The sequence below is a fragment of the Sediminibacterium sp. genome (genome assembly GCF_051860225.1).
Taxonomy (GTDB): Bacteria; Bacteroidota; Bacteroidia; order Chitinophagales; family Chitinophagaceae; genus Sediminibacterium.
In genome coordinates, this window is sequence record NZ_JBHYEI010000002.1 from 442,196 (window position 1) to 458,578 (window position 16,383).

Sequence of the window (16,383 nt, forward strand, 5' to 3'; positions counted from 1 at the left end):
TTGGGCCAATAAAACCACTAATACAAAAATGTACCAGCTTTTCCATGTTTTAAATAATGGTATTTTCTCTTTCATTATTTTGATTTTGAACTAAGCAATCCACCACCTAATAATCCTAAGGCTAATCCTATCAATAATCCTGCTTTTACATTTTTTAAAAATACACCAATGACCACTCCAATGATGACAATCATAAAAAAACTAATTTTTTTCCTGGGCTGCATAATTTATTTATTGGGAGGCAATGATACCAAATTGGCTAATAATTTATAGCTCCCGGCAACTCCTGCAGGTAATTGTCTGAATAATACTAAGCTAACATAAGTGAAATTTCCCTTACCGTATTTTGAAGTTACTAAACTACCATTAGTGGGTTTGTCATTCGTATCATTCATTTGCAATATAGCTTCATATGGCGCTTTTACAGGCTCCATTTGATACGTACTTCTTTCTTGCACCCAATTATCAAAGTCTTTTTCATCAATTTTATTAGGTGAATTTAAAAATGGATGTTGGGCTTGCAAAAGTTGAACTGGTGCTTTTTCTTCTGTTACACGGATATTAGACATGGCAAATTCATAAGGACCTACTTTCACTCTTTTATTACCAACCAAATTACTCTTCAAGTATTGCACAATGAGGTGACCACCTTGTTCAATATAACGATTAATTATTTCATTTTTATTGGTCAACCATTCATGAATATTATAAGCTCGAATACCAACCACAATAACATCATATGATGCCAACTTTGCCTCTACAATATCCGACTCTTGCAATATATCTACCTTATGACCTAATTGAGAAAGTGCTTCGGGAACTTTATCTCCAGCGCCTACAATATAACCAACCTTTTTGGGTATCGAAACAATGGGCTCATTGATAATTCTTGCTTGATCTTTGAATAAATAATTAATTGAAGGAATATGATCGTACTTGATTGTTTTGAGCATTTGATCATAAGCATAAACTTTCCCATTTAACTGAAACTTTAGCTCAGCATGGATATTGGCAGGATTTTGTTTTCCTAAAGCTGCACCCAAATCAATAAAATAAGAATAAATACTTCCTGTAGTTAAGTTCATAACTGTATCCTTTGAAAAAAGGTATTTTTCTCCTTCTTTCAAACTGATGGTTACTGGCAAATTGGTTGCATTAAAATTTGATTTAACCTGCAATAATAAGTTTGTGTTTGAAATATCTTTTTTGCCTGGTGTTTTAATATTTTTGAGTAAAACATTTTTATCCATTGAAATAACCACTCTAGGTATTACATTCAATGGTTGAAATATTTCACCTCTTACTAAATCAACAAATTTGTATTGTATAGGAACATTAATAGTAGTACCAACACCATTAATGATAAAGTTTAATTTTGCTGTAAAAGGTGGCTTCGAATTAGCCCTTCCAATCAATTCATAATCGCTTACATCAAACGTGCCCATATCTTTCATTGGAGCCGATAGCCAATATGGCTGAGAGTATGGCTGATCAATTGAAACAAGTGAAACATAATTGAGGGTATAATTAATATTGTTTTGCAATTGAATATTAATGCTGGTATCGAATGTTGAATGATCAGTTGTATTGAGTTGAATCTTATCTAAAATAATGGGTACTGTACTCCGTTTGTTTACTAAAAACTGTATGCCTAACTTTTCTCCTGGTACCGCATATTCTGTTTCTGTAGTTGCTTCAACAACAATTCCAGCACAAGCAATAATTAATGTTTCTATCTCATGTAATTTTTGGGCTTTCCAAACACCGTCATATGAAAGCGATTGAACTTGCTGATATAATTTAGTTAAATCATTGATAGATTGAGCTGGTTGTATAAAGTCAAATTGCGTAATAATTTTTTTGATCAACTCTTCCACTGTTTTTCCACCAACAGGAATTCTGCCCCAATCAGTTACAATGCCATCCATTAAATTATATTTTGCTGTATCACCAGCAATCGTTGCAAAATATTCGAATACGGGACCTTTTCGCCTTGGCCTACCTTCTCCTTGACTTTTGTGCATGCTTCTTGCTTCTCCCCCTACTTCTCCATAACTTTGACCGAGAAATGGATTAAAAACACCTACATCTATTTTCAGTTGATTTTCGCTTGTAGTATTAGCTCCTCCAAAATTGAATGTATTCCATAATAATCTTTTTGCTTGCCACACTTTTACCCCTTTGCTTAATTGTTCAGGAAACTGATTGGGATCAGCTGCTGCCTTAAAAGCTTCAATTGAAAGTACAGCAGAAGAAGCATGATGCCCATGTCCTGCTCTTGCATCAGGTGGGAAACGATTCACTATAATATCTGGTTGAAACTTTCTTATAACCCAAACCATATCTGCCAACACTTTTTTTCTATCCCAATATTGAAGTGTTTCGCTTGCCGTTTTACTAAATCCAAACTCATAAGCACTGGTGAAATATTGTTCAGACCCATCAATTTGCCTTGCTGCTAAGAGTTCCTGTGTCCTAATTAGCCCTAATTCAACTCCTTGCTCAGGACCAATTAAATTTTGGCCGCCATCACCTCTTGTTAAACTTAAATAGGCAGTTCTATATTTTTTTTCTTTTGCTAAATAAGGAAGTAAACTATTGTTTTCATCGTCTGGATGAGCAGCAATATAAAGTACGCTCCCTAACACTTGCAATTTTTGCAACTGTTGAAAAATTGCAGCGCTTCCATTCAATTCGGGATTTTGAGCTATTAAATGAGTTGGACCAACTGTTGATATTCCAACAATAAAGAGAATAATTAATGAACGCATTGCAGTCTTAATTAGCATATTCAGGCATTTATCGTTTTAACGAAGATAGCTATACTTGGCTTTGTGGGTTTTACCATTTAAAAAAAACATGATGAGTATCATATTGGGAAACATATCTACTCATATTTGATAAAATACCGGGAAAATAACTTTGTTCAAAATTTAAAGAAATATGAAAAAGATTATTGCAGTTACCTTGTTTGCAGCATTAAGTTTTTCCGCTAATGCACAGAAAAAAGGATTACAGAGTATTACGTTTGCCACTTCTCAATTTGGTTATACCCAAACTAAAACGGGTACTACTAAAAGCACTAATTTTACCCTATTACCCATAATTGGAACATTTGTGTCTCCATCTGTTGCAATTGGCGCAGGAATTGGCACAGTGAACATCAAATCAGTAAATGGAGCAACTACCAACGCTAATACTGGATTATTCGTTTTTCAACCCTTGGTTAGAAAATATTGGAACGTCGCAGGGAATATGTACTTTTTTGGACAGTTGGCAGCTCCATTTATCAGTGGAAAAGAAAAACAAAGTGAATTAAAAGTTAGTCAGTTTGGTTTAGCTGCTTCTGGTGGCTTAGATATAATTTTAGGGAAACATTTTAGTGTAGAGTTTTCCTACAATTTAGCCAACTTTTCTGTAACTACATTAACCCCTAAAACAGGTAATAAAACAACAGTTACCGACTTTTCACTAGCACATGTTGCTAATGTAGAAAATGTATACAATGGAGCTTTAGGTGGCAGCAACCCAACACTGACTACGCCATTATCCTTTGGTTTTAAGTTTTTGTTTTAGTTTAAATACTTAAAAGGGAAACCGGTCATTTATGGCCGGTTTTTTATTTTAATTGCTCCAAGTATATACAACATCTTGCTAATAAAATGGCTCTATTATCTATAAACATGGTTAATTTGCATATTCATCCAACAATGTGAACTTGATGCTGTACCGCCTTGGAAAATTTGAATGGGATAAAGGAAAAAAGTACTTTTTTCCTCTTTTTTTATGCGTAATAATGGTTCTTGAATCTCTGGGACAAAATCCACAAAAAATACCCATTGATGGCAATAGGTGGTACCAATTAACGAATGCAGAAAGAGGACTGCAAAGACTTTTTGACAATGATTTATTTACTGCTGTTGAACCACAATATGGAAAGATTATTCCATTATATGAATCTTATTACCCGCTTTTAAAAGGAGAGAGAATTTCGATAGAAAGCATCCGATTCTACGATTGGAATGGAATTAGCACAAAACCCTTTTTACTTTTTAGCATAGATAGTAATTGGAATAGAAGGCAACTTGCCTCTTTTGATGGCACTAAATACAACAGATGGGTTGGCCCTTACCCTGACAGACTTGATGTTATTAAATTAGATACGCCAGCTCAAAACATCATGTATCTACAAATTATTGCAGACAATGATTTCCCATCAGAAATTGAATTTTATGGGAACTATACTGCACCCCAGCAAACGAACCCAATAGCAAAAAGAAAAATCCCTTTAGCAAATTTATTAGGCATAAATGGTTATGAATGGAATTTTTCAGACCCCTTAATCGATCCTTTCCAAATCGACACTAATCGATTAAAGGCAGTAAAATTCTTCAGCGGGTTTAGGCATTATATGGATTGGCAAAAACTAGAATATCGACAAGGCAGTTATACATTTAGCCCTACCAGAAGTGGCAGTTGGAATTATGATGCCATATACGAAACCTGTTTAAAAGAAGGGATTACAGTTTTAGCCTGTTTAAAAACATTACCCACTTGGATGGTAAACTCTTATCCTGATAGTTTACAAGACTTAGAAAACAACCCTGTTTTTTACGGAAAAGATTTAAATAATCCTGCATCTTATATTGAACAAGCAAAAGTCGCTTTTCAATTTGCAGCCAGATATGGGAAAAACAAAACAGTGAATAAAAATTTATTAACTGTTTTCGATTCTTCCCGCTATACTGGAGATGAAATTAATCAAGTAAAAATTGGGCTTGGATACATTGAATTTATTGAATGTGAAAATGAACGAGATAAATGGTGGAAGGGCAGAAAGTCTTATCAAACAGGAAGAGAGTACGCAGCTAACCTTTCTGCATTTTATGATGGCCATAAAAACACTTTAGGACCAGGTGTTGGCGTTAAGAATGCAGACCCCTCTATGAAAGTAGTTATGGCGGGTGTAGCTTTAGCCAGTACCGACTACTTCAGAGGGATGATTGATTGGTGCAAACAATATAGAGGATACCTACCAGATGGTTCAGTCAATATTTGTTGGGATATCATCAATTATCATCTTTATACTAATAACGCCAATTTAAAAAGAGCTATTGCACCAGAGTTGAATGCAGGTTTTAATAATGCAGATTCCATTGCCAAAGCATTTATTCAGTCTGCAGCTATTTATCTAAATAATATGCCTATTTGGGTAACCGAAACAGGATTTGATATTCATCCAGGAAGTCCTAATAAGGCAATTGCAATTGGCAATAAATCTATTTTACAAACACAAGCAGATTGGATGCTAAGAACCGCTTTGTTATATGCCAGAAATGGCATCATGAAGCAATTTTTTTATCAATTGGAAGACGATACCCCTAATTCTGGACAACTATATGCAACTAGTGGCTTATTTGGCGATCAATTAATTCCAAGACCAGCTGCGGATTTTATTCGGCAAACAAAAAATTTGTTTGGAAATTATTACTATAATAAAACGCTGAATGCAGACCCATTGGTAGATGAATATTTATTGAATGATACAACTGCAATGTATGTTGTATACATTCCAGATGAAATAGGAAGAACTGGTTTATACACTTTAGATTTAGGCAATGCTGATTCTGCCTATATTTATACCCCTACTGCTGGAGCACTGTCCATGCAATTAAATAAACAAAAAACCAATGGCGGCAAAGTCATTATTAATGCAACCGAAACACCCGTATTTGTTAAGGGTGCTGGACAATTACTAATCCCTTCTACTTTAAATACTGGCATTAGAATCTTCCCTAACCCAGTAAAAAATGCTTTGACCATTCAGGGTTTATCAGCAGGAAATAATCAACAAATTAATTTATTTGATACTGCTGGGAAGCGTTTGTATAGTGGAATTACAAGGAGCAATACCTTTCAAGTAGATACTTCTAGATTTCCAGCAGGTATTTATTATGTTGAAATCGGGAATAACCAACAAAAACAAACAATCCCTTTTATAAAATCGAACTAGATAGGCCCTAAAATGCAAAATGCCACATTGAAGTGGCATTTGCGGACCGGACGGGACTCGAACCCGCGACCTCCGCCGTGACAGGGCGGCATTCTAACCAACTGAACTACCGATCCATTCCTTATTCGACAGCTTATGTCGTTTTTGGGATTGCAAAGATAAGGGGAAAATATATTTTGAAACAAATCTTTTCAAAAAAAAAAGCATTGCCTATTTTTACCGCCAAATCATATAATATGCCTCAATACCCCAATAGACAATTTCTTGATTTTGAAACCCCTATCAAAGAGTTATATGAACAAATTGATGCGACCAAAAAGTTAGCCGAGAAAAATCCTAAAATAGATTATACTAATACTCTTATTCAATTAGAAGAGTCTATACTCGAAAAAAGAAAGGAAATTACTGCTAATCTTACACCTTGGCAAAGGGTTCAATTAAGTCGTCATCCAGACAGACCGTACACTTTGAAATACATTGATAAAATGTTTACCAACTTTGTTGAATTACACGGAGATCGAAATGTAAAGGATGACAAAGCAATGGTAGGTGGCTTTGCCCAACTAGATGGCGAAACTGTTATGGTAATTGGGCAACAAAAAGGGGTAAATACCAAAATGCGTCAAATGAGAAATTTTGGTATGGCTAATCCTGAAGGATACCGCAAAGCTTTGCGCTTAATGAAATTAGCTGAGAAATTTAATAAGCCTGTTGTTGCTTTAATTGATACGCCAGGGGCATTCCCGGGATTAGAGGCAGAAGAAAGAGGACAAGGAGAAGCAATTGCAAGAAATATTTACGAAATGATTCGTTTAAAAGTTCCTGTTATTGTTGTTATCATTGGAGAGGGTGCTAGCGGAGGAGCTTTAGGAATAGGCGTAGGTGACAAAACCCTAATGATGGAAAATACTTGGTATACAGTTATTTCTCCTGAAAGTTGTAGTTCCATTTTATGGAGAAGTTGGGACAAAAAAGAAATTGCCGCGGAACAATTAAGGTTAACCGCCACTGATATGAAGGGATTTGGATTGGTAGATGAAATTGTTGAAGAACCCTTAGGTGGTGCCCATTGGGATTATCAGGAAGCTGCAGATATTCTGAAAGGTTGCATTCAAAAAGCCATCGCAGAATTTAAAGCAAAAGACCCAACTGATAGGGTGAATGAGAGAATAAATAAATACTGTAAAATGGGATTCTGGGAAGAATCTACTATCGAAAATTAATATGGACATTCAAGAGCAACTTAAAGGAACTGGAGTAGCAGTAATAACACCATTTACTGCAAACAATCAAATAGACTTTGACGCATTAGGTAAAGTATTAGACAGCATGCTCACCAATAAAGTAGAGTATGTGGTCATGTTAGGAACAACAGGTGAAACCCCCGTATTAAGCAATGAAGAAAAGATTGCAATTTTAGAATTCACCTATAAAAAAATAGATGGCAAAATACCTGTGGTAGTAGGTATCGGCGGGAATGATACTGCAGATTTAATTCAAGATTTAGGTAGTTTTCCCCTGACAAAAGCAGCAGCTATATTAAGCGCTTCTCCATATTACAATAAACCTTCCCAAGAAGGCATATTTCAGCACTATAAAATGGTGGCAGCAGCCTCTCCTCTTCCAATTATATTATATAATGTTCCTGGAAGAACTGGACGCAATTTGAGTGCTGCTACAACGCTAAGAATAGCTAATGAAATACCCAATATCATTGGAATTAAAGAAGCTAGTGGAGATATGGGACAATGCATGCAAATACTAAAAGACCGACCAGCCAATTTTTTAGTATTGAGTGGAGACGACGCACTAGCGCTACCACAAATGGCTTGTGGAATGGAAGGCGTTATCAGTGTTGCAGCGAATGCATTTCCACTCGAATTTGGCAACATGGTAAGGGCTTGCTTAAATAATGATTACACTAGCGCAAGAGCAATCAATAATAGCTTGATGGAAGCATATGACTTGATGTTCGTAGAGAACAATCCTGCTGGTGTTAAAGCTTTTATGGCTTTACAAGGATTGATTGGTAATTACTTGCGAATGCCAAACGTTCCGCTAAGCGAAGGGGTATATAATCAAATCAAACATTGGATTTCACAAAAGGATTAATGCAAACAAAAATTTGAACCTAAAAATATTTTTGTACAAATTCATTTTCCTTTAATTCAGCAAGGTTTTCAACGCTCAATGGTTTACTAACGAACTGGGCTACGACTGGAAATTTTTTGGCTCTTGAGAAATCTTCTGGATCAATTGTGGAAGACAAAATAATCAATTTAGTATCAGGTAATTTATCTGCAAATAAAGGAATATACGCTTCTAAGAACTCCCATCCATTCATAACGGGCATATTAATATCGAGAAGAATAAGGGACGGAGCTTCTTCAACTGGATTGGAACTGGTTGCAAAAAGGTCTTTAAAATAATCTAAAGCATCGCTTCCATCAACCGCTGTGACTACATCATTGGTAAAACCAGTCCTTCTCAGAAGTAGTTTTGATATAGTAAGTGAAATACTATCGTCATCTACGCAAAGAATCTTATTAATCATCTATCTAATTATTCTGGTGTTACTAATTTGAATACAAATCTAATCATATGAAGTTACTTCAAAAAATTAAGAAACCCTATTTTCGCTTTGCTTTTTCCCATAAGACAGATTGCTTAGTAGAAAAATATCTAATAAAACCAGCAATGACTGCATAATTCATTAAACAAAAATAATAGGGGATAAAGAAAATTTTGACTTTAAGTTGACGCTGCTCCATTATCCAACCCAATAAAGCTGCAGTATAAAAAAACAATTGCCCCAAAAGCATCAGCCCATAAATATTTCCCAAGCCTAAGTCAGTAACCAACCATATATTAATAATCAATGCGATAATCATCATATAAGGAGTTACCACCCATCTCAAAATGCGGTGACTAATGAATTCAAAACTTAATATGGGTTGTTTAAATGGCAATAACAAAGACTTTAAGCGAATAGTAGATTGTACTCCCCCCGCTGCAATTCTGATTTTTCTCTTAAGCTCCTCCCCTGTATTTGCGGAAGCTAATTCAGAAGCATATGCTTCTGGTTCATAAATAATTTTGAACCCCTTCAGGGCAATATTCATTGATATCATGAAATCATCAAGAATCGTATCAGGGGCTACTGGTTCATATAAAGCCGTCCTTATACTGAATAATTCTCCAGCTGCTCCTACTACTGAGTATAATTCAGAATCCCATTTTTTTAATTTTGATTCATATTTCCAATAAAATCCTTCTCCAGCAGTAGCATCAGAAGTTTCAGTAATTTGAACCCTTTTTTCTCCTGCAATAGCTCCTACACGCTCATCTTGATAATGTCTACACATTAACAAAACTGCATCAGCATTGAGCATCGTATTGGCATCGGTAAATACTACTATTTCAGTTTGTACCTTTCCCATAGCACGATGAACCGCTGCAATTTTTCCACTTCTACCTGACTCATGCATCCCTAAAATAGTTGGATATTTTGAAACAATCGCAGGTGTTTCATCTGTTGATCCATCTGTAATAAAAATGAAACTGATCTTGTCTTTTGGATAATTTAAAGCAAGTGTATTTAAAATTTTCTCTTCAATACAATACGCTTCATTGTAAGCAGCCACTACAACAGTCACTGTTGGTGTGTACCCTATTGGGATAGGTGTTTTTTTCCCAAAGAATAATGCTTTGAGTTTTAAAATAAAATACAAGACTAATCCATACCCTAAATAAGTGTATAAAATAACTGCAATACAAATCCAAAAAAATAATTCCATAAAAATGTTTAAGGTTTGAAACCTAGATATTTACTATTAATTCCGTTGGTAATATTCCACCAAATTGCCCTGAAAAGCTGCTTAATGAAATTAAAGTTTTTCTCTTTTAAATAGGTTAGTATATTCCTCGGAGTCACAATTAAAATAAAATAACAATAGAAACAAATGGCTTTAAAAAGCGGTGCATTTCGCCTGATAAATAGAATTCTGTTTCTATTCATATAATATTCCTTTAGGGAACTTTTTTTTCCAACTGAAACGGATTCTTTGTGAAAAATGGTCGCCTTCATATTTACCCAAATTTCAAATCCATTTCGTCTAATTCTATCTGCCCAATCTAATTCTTCATAATAAAGAAAGAAGTTTTCGGACATAGGGCCTGCTTTCTCAATAGCTTTTCTGGTTACCATCATCGCCGCACCATGAGCAAAACCAGTTTTACCTATCATATCATCATATTGTCCATTATCTGTTTCAAACTGTCCAATACAACTGTTTCGAGCAGTAAAATAATTCATAGGAGTATATCCTGCATATTGCAACATGTTTGGTTGATCAAAATAAAGCAGCTTTGGTGAAATTGCTCCAATTAACGAGTTAGCTTCAATGGTATCTACAAGTATCTGAATTAAACCATACGTAAACTCAGTATCATTATTTACAAAAAACAAGTAATCCCCCTTTGCAGCAGTTAATCCCAAATTATTTCCGCCTGCAAAGCCGAGATTGATTTCAGATCTAATGAATTTTGCCTCTGGATATTTGTTGATCCAATTGGGCACTGGATTTTCTGCACTACCATTATCCACTACAATTATCTCAATATTAGGGTAGTTATTATTTTTTCGAATAGAATCTAATAATTCGTCTGTAACATGACTGTGGTTAAAATTAACCGTAATGATAGAAACTTGTTTCATTTTTTTTATTCAAGCTATTAGTTACCTAAATTATCTAAATTAGCGGAGAAAGTGAAATTAAAGGTCAAATGGCTACAGATAACAGTCAGGTTTTAAAAATAGAACGAGTATTTGCTGAACTTTTAGAAGAGTTAGAGAAACAACCTGTGAGTAAACAGAAAGCATTAGAAATGCAACACTTGTTTCTTCACACAATGGAGAAAACCTATAGGGTAAGTGGTTCATCAATAAACCATGAAGACGATGCCAAGGGCAACCAAGAGATCGCTTTAGATATGGAAAAACTATTAAGGCAACATAAATCATTCAGTGTAAAAAACTTACCAGATAAGGCTATCAATTGGGCTGCAGGACTAGCTTATTCAGGAGTAGGACTACTTTTTATAACCGTAGGATTTTTAGCCATTGTAACACCAACGAGTGCTGAATTTGAAATTGCCACCCTATTTTATTTCAATGATCACGATGGCTTTACGGTTCTTGACGCATTTGCATTAGTGATTATTTTTATTGGCATATTCTTTTTCATCAAAGCATTTGTTGCACAAGACAAAAAGGAATAAGCCTAGCAGATATGTTTATCAATCATATCAAGTACGTCATCATTTTCTTGAAACTTTCGAGCAAAAAACTTTCCAGATTGCATGAATGCATTAAAATCTTGGCTTGATAATAATTTAGGATTTTGCTTACGGTCTGACCAATCTATATATCGAAGGTTATCCCCTACTATATCTTTTTGATATTTGGAATTAAACAATAGAGTTTGAAAAATCATCTCGTCAGGTGCCCATGAATAAGTGAAGAACTTGACTATATTAGGAGAACTTTCTAGTCTTTTGATTAAAAATCCAACCTGTTCTGAGGTTATTGTAAACCACTGCGATCTTCCAACAGCTATTAAATTATCTGGCATTTTCCTATTGGGAAGGAAATAATTAAAAAGTTTTTGCAATTTAAATTTACCTGGTATTTTCCAATGGTTGAAATGATATTTTGTAACCCTGGAGATAGCTTCTTTCCATTCTTTCTCTACACTTAAACATTCCATAAAAGCTTTTCCTGGATTCGCCTTTAGAAAAGCATGAAACTCAGCTATTGGTTTCAAAGGGTAGTCTTGGCCACTTAATAAATTGACATAATCAATTTTTAATCCAGAAGCTAATATCTCTTTAAATCCATTTAAAGTGGCTTCTACCATACTATAAGTTGCCCACTGTATGCTTACTCGATTTTTAATAAAAAAAATATTAGTCCTCGTTTCAAACAATTGTTCGAATTGATTAATAGCTGATTTTGAATCCACATGGATAAAAAAAACAGCGTCAGGATGAGTCAGTCGCTCAACTAAACGCGCCAATTGATTGGGACAAGCATGAACAAGAATTAAATGGGCTACCTTCATGCTTTCATTTGTTTTTGTAAATATTTACGTAGCAATTTTCTTATGTTAATATATCCTGACGTAAATATAAAAGATAATTTAAATGGTATATGTTTATTAAAGCAATAATATCCATAAAAAATTCCAACAAGAAGGGGCAACAAAGTGGCTAAAGCAGCACCATATAAATTTCCCGTCAAATAAATACCAATAATATCCCCAATTACATTTACGAGCAACATCAAAAGTACTTTTATAAAGTTTGCTTTTGGTTGATGAATAATGTCTAAAGAAACAGCAATGAACCGATCAATTGGATAAAATACAGCAATGACCATCATAATTCTTAGTAGATTGGCAGCATCTGAATCCACATATTTACCACCACCTAATAATCCAGTAGCCAAATCAGCAAATACTATAGCACCTAAAGCTAAGGGAATGAATGCCAATGTTAAAGTTCCAGCATATTTTTGCAATATATAAGCAACCTCTCTTTTATTACCTACATTAAACGCTTTAGCTAAAGATGACATGGCAGTTGCAAGTGTACTTCTTAATGGTATTTCTATAATTTCCATTAATCTTCCGGGTAAATTATAAATAGCAACAGCAGCAGGTCCGAGCATATACGCTACTATAAAAGTATCTGCGCTCCTTAACATATTAGCACTAATAGTTGTACCTACACTAAATTTCCCAAAATGAAAAATTTCAATTACGCAGGATTTGGTTTTTGCAAACAAATAAGAAATTCCCGACCAACCAGCAAAAATTGCAATTAAACTTGCCAAAGACGCTGAAGCCAAGTTTACTATAAACACTGCTTGCAAGCTCATTTTTTCAAGAAATATTAGGGCAATAATCGACAAAATAAAACTACCCTGCGTTAACACCCGTAAAATTAAAAGCTTATCAAACTTTTGATCCGCTTGCAAAATCCAAGCAGTAATACTTGATGGTAACGCGGCCAAAAAACTCAATCCAAACCATTGAATGATATATAAAATAGCTGGGTCATCAAAAAACTGCATAAAAGGTATAAAAGCTAGATTAAGCAAACCCATTCCCAAAGTGATTGCAATCGCTAAATACCACACAGAACCAATTACTTCTTTTGACCTATCTTTTGTTGTACCGGTATAAAATTTAACTAACGCGATTTGCAAAAAACCAGTTCTGAAAGTATCTAATAAAACGGCAACGGTTTGAAAAAAAACCCAATAGCCGATTTCTTCAATAGTAAGTGCCCTATATAAAACAGCAACAGTTAACATTGCTAAAACTGACATCACTCCATTGCCGGCAAGAGATAAAAAATGTTTGTTATTTAGTTTATGAGTCAGTTTTTTGAGCATAAGTATAAGCTGCGCATTTTAAATTTAGGTTAATTAGGGGCTATAAATGTTTTTCGATAGCCCTATAAATTTCTTCTACACTATTTTCCCAAGTATGCGTTGCAGCAAAAGCTTTTCGCTTTTCTGCCTGTACATGATTGTTCTCTTTTATAGCAACCTCAATCAAACTTACATAATCCTGAACGTTCTTGGCTAAATAAGTATGCTCACTAAAAACAGCTTCCATAAAAGGGGTGCTTGTTGCAACAACTGGTTTCCCCATGGCCAAATATTCATCTATTTTTCTAGGATAATTACCAATAGTAACTTGACTAACAACCTGTGGATTAAGGCATACATCAAATGAACCAATATACTGAGGCAAAGATTGTGGTGGCTTAGACCCTAAGAAAAATACATTACTCAACTGGTGTAACGCACTTTGTGCAAAGAGCTCATCTTCTGGACCAACTAAAACAATACTCCAATCAGACCTTGCTTTTGCTAATTCAATTAATAAATTAATATCGAGACGCAATCCAATCAGTGCCCCCACATACCCGATCTTAATTCCAGGAATATTTTGCATATCTAGAGGCGAATCTCCCACTTTAAACTGCATGAACAAATCTAATTCGCAACCTTGACCTACGTAATATGAGTTTGGATTATATTGCTTACAATAATCTGCTAAATAGGTTGAATTAGCAACACATAAGTCGGAATCAGCTATCAAAATGGGTTCTAATTTTTCACCATGTTTTTTCCAATAATCAACCGCTAACATGTAATCTCGTGAGTAGTAAACAGATAACTTGGGTTTCAACAGCTCCTTAAGGTGAAAACTCCTGAACATATCGTTATCATTAAACAGTATGAAATTCTTGAATCCTAAAACCTTGACTGCTTTAAGTATTGAGCTTGCAAAACGTTGATTATTTATTTTATTTAAAAACTTAAATAATGAGTGAAATTGAATCCAATTAATAGATTCTACAATAGTGTCTGGAAAGAGGTTCCACATTGTTTCATTTAACTGAATCAATCCAGCCTCTTTATGTTTTATTACATTATTGCGTTTAATTACTTTGGGATCAGAACTACCTTTAAGCAAGCTAACTCTATCTAAAGGAGCGTTCACATAAAGCACTCGATTATGTTTACTAAATTCTAGCGCAATATTTTTACAATTACTCCCAATTTCTACATCCCATGGCTGTTGTCCTACTATAATAATATCCATTCCCTGTATCATGATGTAATTGTTTTATCGTTGACTGTATTGGATTGCATATCATCTAAGCGTTTTGTAATAACAATAATTGCCGCAACTAAATAAAAGAGTGTATTGGAAGGGAATTGTACAATTGCCTCTTGAGGATAGTTCCCAATATGATAAGCAAACACAACTAAAATCATTGCTAAGCAAATAGATTTTAAAGTAGGATCTTTAATTGTATAATAATTATTAATTCCAACTTTTAGTATAATAAAAACCAACGTGCAAAAGATGAGTAAACCTAGCCAACCTGTCTCTACTGCAACTCTTACATAACCACTATCTGGGGGAAAATTAGCCAAGAAAGAATTGGGCGAGAACCGTTTCCCCCACATTCCAGTTGATCCTAGCCCCCCACCTAAAGGATGACTCTGAATAAATGGCTGAATTCTTTTTTGATTGATTTTTCTCACATTAAAGGAGGCGTCATCAGAAGGTTTAAATGCTGTTTGAAACCGATAAATGGTTGGATTGCTAGTGGGTACAAAAATCAACGCCGCAAAGCCTAATGCCCCCACCAATGCACCTAGCATCACTTTTCTATTGAACTTAATAATAGCATATAACATCATTGCAACTGGAGGCAAAACATACGCTCCTCTTGTACCAGAAAACATCATTGCAGTAAAACACAAAAACAGTGCAATTCCCAATAATATTTTATTTCTTCTTGAGAATGGACCAGTTAATAGTCCAACACATAGTAAACCGCTTACAACCATATTATAAGAAAAAGCGACTGGGTCTGTAAAAATGGAGAATTTTCGCCATTGACCTCCGATAAAAAGTAAGCCAGCAATTTCAGGGTCTGAATATAACCATGCTTCTTCAAAACTTGTAAATCCAATATACTGTTGCTTGTAGGCATAAAGTGCAGCAAAAACGGAAAGTCCAATCCAAACTTTTAAAATCAACTTTAAGAATGCAATCGTTTTAATATTATACAAGAAAACAAAAAAAGTAAGCATAATTACTGCCACTGATCTTACCGTATATACCCAAGCCATTTTTGACTCAGCAGTTGGATTAATTACTTCAATAAAATTATACAAGATCCAAATAAGTATAATGACACTGATTGGACTTTTAAACAGCCCCCAATTAGATTTCTTTTTCTGCTGAATAAATACTCCTAATACTAATAATAACTCCATCCCATCCATTAATGTACCCAATGGAAAATCGATTATATTCATCCTGCCTATATACATTATCAAGTATGCAGATAATAAAAAGGTAAGTACCCCAAACTCTGGATAAAAAATGATTGCTAAAACCAATGGAAGACCGACCATCATTAATACCAAAAGAACACCCGGAACCATCCCGAATTTGGCAACAAGTACTGAAAAAAAAATAGCAGCACCAACAAAAATAAACAAGCCCATAGGGCCGCTCATTTTATTGATGATAAAAAATTGATGTATTAGCCCAAAAAAATTTTTCTTCTTTTCGGCTCTGCCAATGGGTATTTGAAAAGAATCTTCTCTCATAAAAACAACAGTTTAATGAAGAAGTAATAAACACTTACACCAGCCAAAATCAAAGCAGCCCATCTTGTTAAATAGTCAAGTTTCTGTTGGTCATAAATCTCCTTCTCTTCTTTTGTAAGTCTTTTGGTAGATGGCTTCGTTTTCATTAGATGGAGTACTT

At 34.6% G+C, this 16,383-nt stretch carries 14 protein-coding genes and 1 tRNA gene; 5 read left to right on the forward strand and 10 right to left on the reverse strand.

Annotated elements, in window-relative coordinates; all coding sequences use genetic code 11:
• Positions 1-227 precede the first annotated feature (227 nt).
• A complete protein-coding gene (locus ACTIEI_RS08830; protein ID WP_439505931.1) occupies positions 228-2,789 on the reverse strand; it encodes a PIG-L family deacetylase in 2,562 nt (853 codons plus the stop codon).
• Positions 2,790-2,943: 154 nt separating this feature from the next.
• On the opposite strand from ACTIEI_RS08830, the gene ACTIEI_RS08835 reads away from it, so the two are divergent.
• Together ACTIEI_RS08835 and ACTIEI_RS08840 are read left to right on the forward strand one after the other, a co-directional pair.
• Positions 2,944-3,576 carry a hypothetical protein gene (locus tag ACTIEI_RS08835; protein ID WP_439505932.1) on the forward strand — a complete coding sequence of 211 codons (633 nt, stop codon included), beginning with the start codon at positions 2,944-2,946 and terminating at the stop codon, positions 3,574-3,576.
• A gap of 220 nt (positions 3,577-3,796) precedes the next feature.
• Entirely contained in the window at positions 3,797-6,013 is a 2,217-nt protein-coding gene (locus ACTIEI_RS08840) for a T9SS type A sorting domain-containing protein (protein WP_439505933.1), read from the forward strand.
• A gap of 42 nt (positions 6,014-6,055) precedes the next feature.
• Here the strand turns inward: ACTIEI_RS08840 and ACTIEI_RS08845 are convergent.
• Positions 6,056-6,129 (reverse strand) — tRNA-Asp (locus tag ACTIEI_RS08845).
• 120 nt (positions 6,130-6,249) lie between these two features.
• Between ACTIEI_RS08845 and ACTIEI_RS08850 the strand changes: the two genes are divergently transcribed.
• Together ACTIEI_RS08850 and dapA are read left to right on the forward strand one after the other, a co-directional pair.
• Complete coding sequence (locus ACTIEI_RS08850; RefSeq protein ID WP_439505934.1) at positions 6,250-7,236, forward strand: acetyl-CoA carboxylase carboxyltransferase subunit alpha; 987 nt, start codon at positions 6,250-6,252, stop codon at positions 7,234-7,236.
• Position 7,237: 1 nt separating this feature from the next.
• Entirely contained in the window at positions 7,238-8,125 is an 888-nt protein-coding gene (dapA, locus tag ACTIEI_RS08855; RefSeq protein ID WP_439505935.1) for a 4-hydroxy-tetrahydrodipicolinate synthase, read from the forward strand.
• Between the two features lie 19 nt (positions 8,126-8,144).
• On the opposite strand, the gene ACTIEI_RS08860 is transcribed toward dapA, so the two are convergent.
• From ACTIEI_RS08860 to ACTIEI_RS08870, 3 genes are all read right to left on the reverse strand, one after another.
• Positions 8,145-8,567, reverse strand: a complete 423-nt coding sequence (locus ACTIEI_RS08860) for a response regulator (RefSeq protein WP_439505936.1) — start codon at positions 8,565-8,567, stop codon at positions 8,145-8,147.
• A 76-nt stretch (positions 8,568-8,643) separates the two neighbouring features.
• Positions 8,644-9,810, reverse strand: a complete 1,167-nt coding sequence (locus ACTIEI_RS08865) for a glycosyltransferase family 2 protein (RefSeq protein WP_439505937.1) — start codon at positions 9,808-9,810, stop codon at positions 8,644-8,646.
• Positions 9,811-9,818: 8 nt separating this feature from the next.
• Positions 9,819-10,730: a glycosyltransferase family 2 protein gene (locus ACTIEI_RS08870; RefSeq protein ID WP_439505938.1), complete on the reverse strand. Its 912-nt coding sequence runs from the start codon at positions 10,728-10,730 to the stop codon at positions 9,819-9,821.
• A 68-nt stretch (positions 10,731-10,798) separates the two neighbouring features.
• On the opposite strand from ACTIEI_RS08870, the gene ACTIEI_RS08875 reads away from it, so the two are divergent.
• On the forward strand, positions 10,799-11,293 hold the full coding sequence (locus tag ACTIEI_RS08875; protein ID WP_439505939.1) for a hypothetical protein: 495 nt from the start codon (positions 10,799-10,801) through the stop codon (positions 11,291-11,293).
• 2 nt (positions 11,294-11,295) lie between these two features.
• On the opposite strand, the gene ACTIEI_RS08880 is transcribed toward ACTIEI_RS08875, so the two are convergent.
• From ACTIEI_RS08880 to ACTIEI_RS08900, 5 genes are read right to left on the reverse strand one after another with little or no spacing between them, the layout of a single operon-like run.
• Positions 11,296-12,135: a beta-1,6-N-acetylglucosaminyltransferase gene (locus ACTIEI_RS08880; RefSeq protein WP_439505940.1), complete on the reverse strand. Its 840-nt coding sequence runs from the start codon at positions 12,133-12,135 to the stop codon at positions 11,296-11,298.
• Positions 12,132-13,472 (reverse strand): lipopolysaccharide biosynthesis protein, encoded by a 1,341-nt coding sequence (locus tag ACTIEI_RS08885; protein ID WP_439505941.1) that lies wholly within the window; start codon positions 13,470-13,472, stop codon positions 12,132-12,134. The genes ACTIEI_RS08880 and ACTIEI_RS08885 overlap by 4 nt, the downstream gene beginning before the upstream one ends.
• Positions 13,473-13,512: 40 nt before the next feature.
• The gene (locus tag ACTIEI_RS08890) at positions 13,513-14,706 is read right to left on the reverse strand and encodes a glycosyltransferase (protein WP_439505942.1); all 1,194 of its coding nucleotides are present in this window, start codon (positions 14,704-14,706) and stop codon (positions 13,513-13,515) included.
• Positions 14,703-16,223, reverse strand: coding sequence for an O-antigen ligase family protein (locus tag ACTIEI_RS08895; protein WP_439505943.1), 1,521 nt, complete (start codon positions 16,221-16,223; stop codon positions 14,703-14,705). The genes ACTIEI_RS08890 and ACTIEI_RS08895 overlap by 4 nt, the downstream gene beginning before the upstream one ends.
• Positions 16,220-16,369, reverse strand: a complete 150-nt coding sequence (locus ACTIEI_RS08900; RefSeq protein ID WP_439505944.1) for a hypothetical protein — start codon at positions 16,367-16,369, stop codon at positions 16,220-16,222. Before ACTIEI_RS08900 ends, ACTIEI_RS08895 begins: the two co-directional genes overlap by 4 nt.
• Positions 16,370-16,383: the final 14 nt, after the last annotated feature.

What these genes read in the sequence shown, in the direction of transcription:
- ACTIEI_RS08830 (WP_439505931.1), bottom strand. Translation starts at nt 2,789, where the DNA reads ATGCTAATTAAGACTGCAATGCGTTCATTAATTATTCTCTTTATTGTT.
- ACTIEI_RS08840 (WP_439505933.1), top strand. Translation starts at nt 3,797, where the DNA reads ATGGTTCTTGAATCTCTGGGACAAAATCCACAAAAAATACCCATTGAT.
- ACTIEI_RS08835 (WP_439505932.1), top strand. Translation starts at nt 2,944, where the DNA reads ATGAAAAAGATTATTGCAGTTACCTTGTTTGCAGCATTAAGTTTTTCC.
- ACTIEI_RS08895 (WP_439505943.1), bottom strand. Translation starts at nt 16,223, where the DNA reads ATGAGAGAAGATTCTTTTCAAATACCCATTGGCAGAGCCGAAAAGAAG.
- ACTIEI_RS08875 (WP_439505939.1), top strand. Translation starts at nt 10,799, where the DNA reads ATGGCTACAGATAACAGTCAGGTTTTAAAAATAGAACGAGTATTTGCT.
- ACTIEI_RS08860 (WP_439505936.1), bottom strand. Translation starts at nt 8,567, where the DNA reads ATGATTAATAAGATTCTTTGCGTAGATGACGATAGTATTTCACTTACT.
- ACTIEI_RS08900 (WP_439505944.1), bottom strand. Translation starts at nt 16,369, where the DNA reads ATGAAAACGAAGCCATCTACCAAAAGACTTACAAAAGAAGAGAAGGAG.
- ACTIEI_RS08880 (WP_439505940.1), bottom strand. Translation starts at nt 12,135, where the DNA reads ATGAAGGTAGCCCATTTAATTCTTGTTCATGCTTGTCCCAATCAATTG.
- ACTIEI_RS08870 (WP_439505938.1), bottom strand. Translation starts at nt 10,730, where the DNA reads ATGAAACAAGTTTCTATCATTACGGTTAATTTTAACCACAGTCATGTT.
- ACTIEI_RS08890 (WP_439505942.1), bottom strand. Translation starts at nt 14,706, where the DNA reads ATGATACAGGGAATGGATATTATTATAGTAGGACAACAGCCATGGGAT.
- ACTIEI_RS08865 (WP_439505937.1), bottom strand. Translation starts at nt 9,810, where the DNA reads ATGGAATTATTTTTTTGGATTTGTATTGCAGTTATTTTATACACTTAT.
- ACTIEI_RS08885 (WP_439505941.1), bottom strand. Translation starts at nt 13,472, where the DNA reads ATGCTCAAAAAACTGACTCATAAACTAAATAACAAACATTTTTTATCT.
- ACTIEI_RS08850 (WP_439505934.1), top strand. Translation starts at nt 6,250, where the DNA reads ATGCCTCAATACCCCAATAGACAATTTCTTGATTTTGAAACCCCTATC.
- dapA (WP_439505935.1), top strand. Translation starts at nt 7,238, where the DNA reads ATGGACATTCAAGAGCAACTTAAAGGAACTGGAGTAGCAGTAATAACA.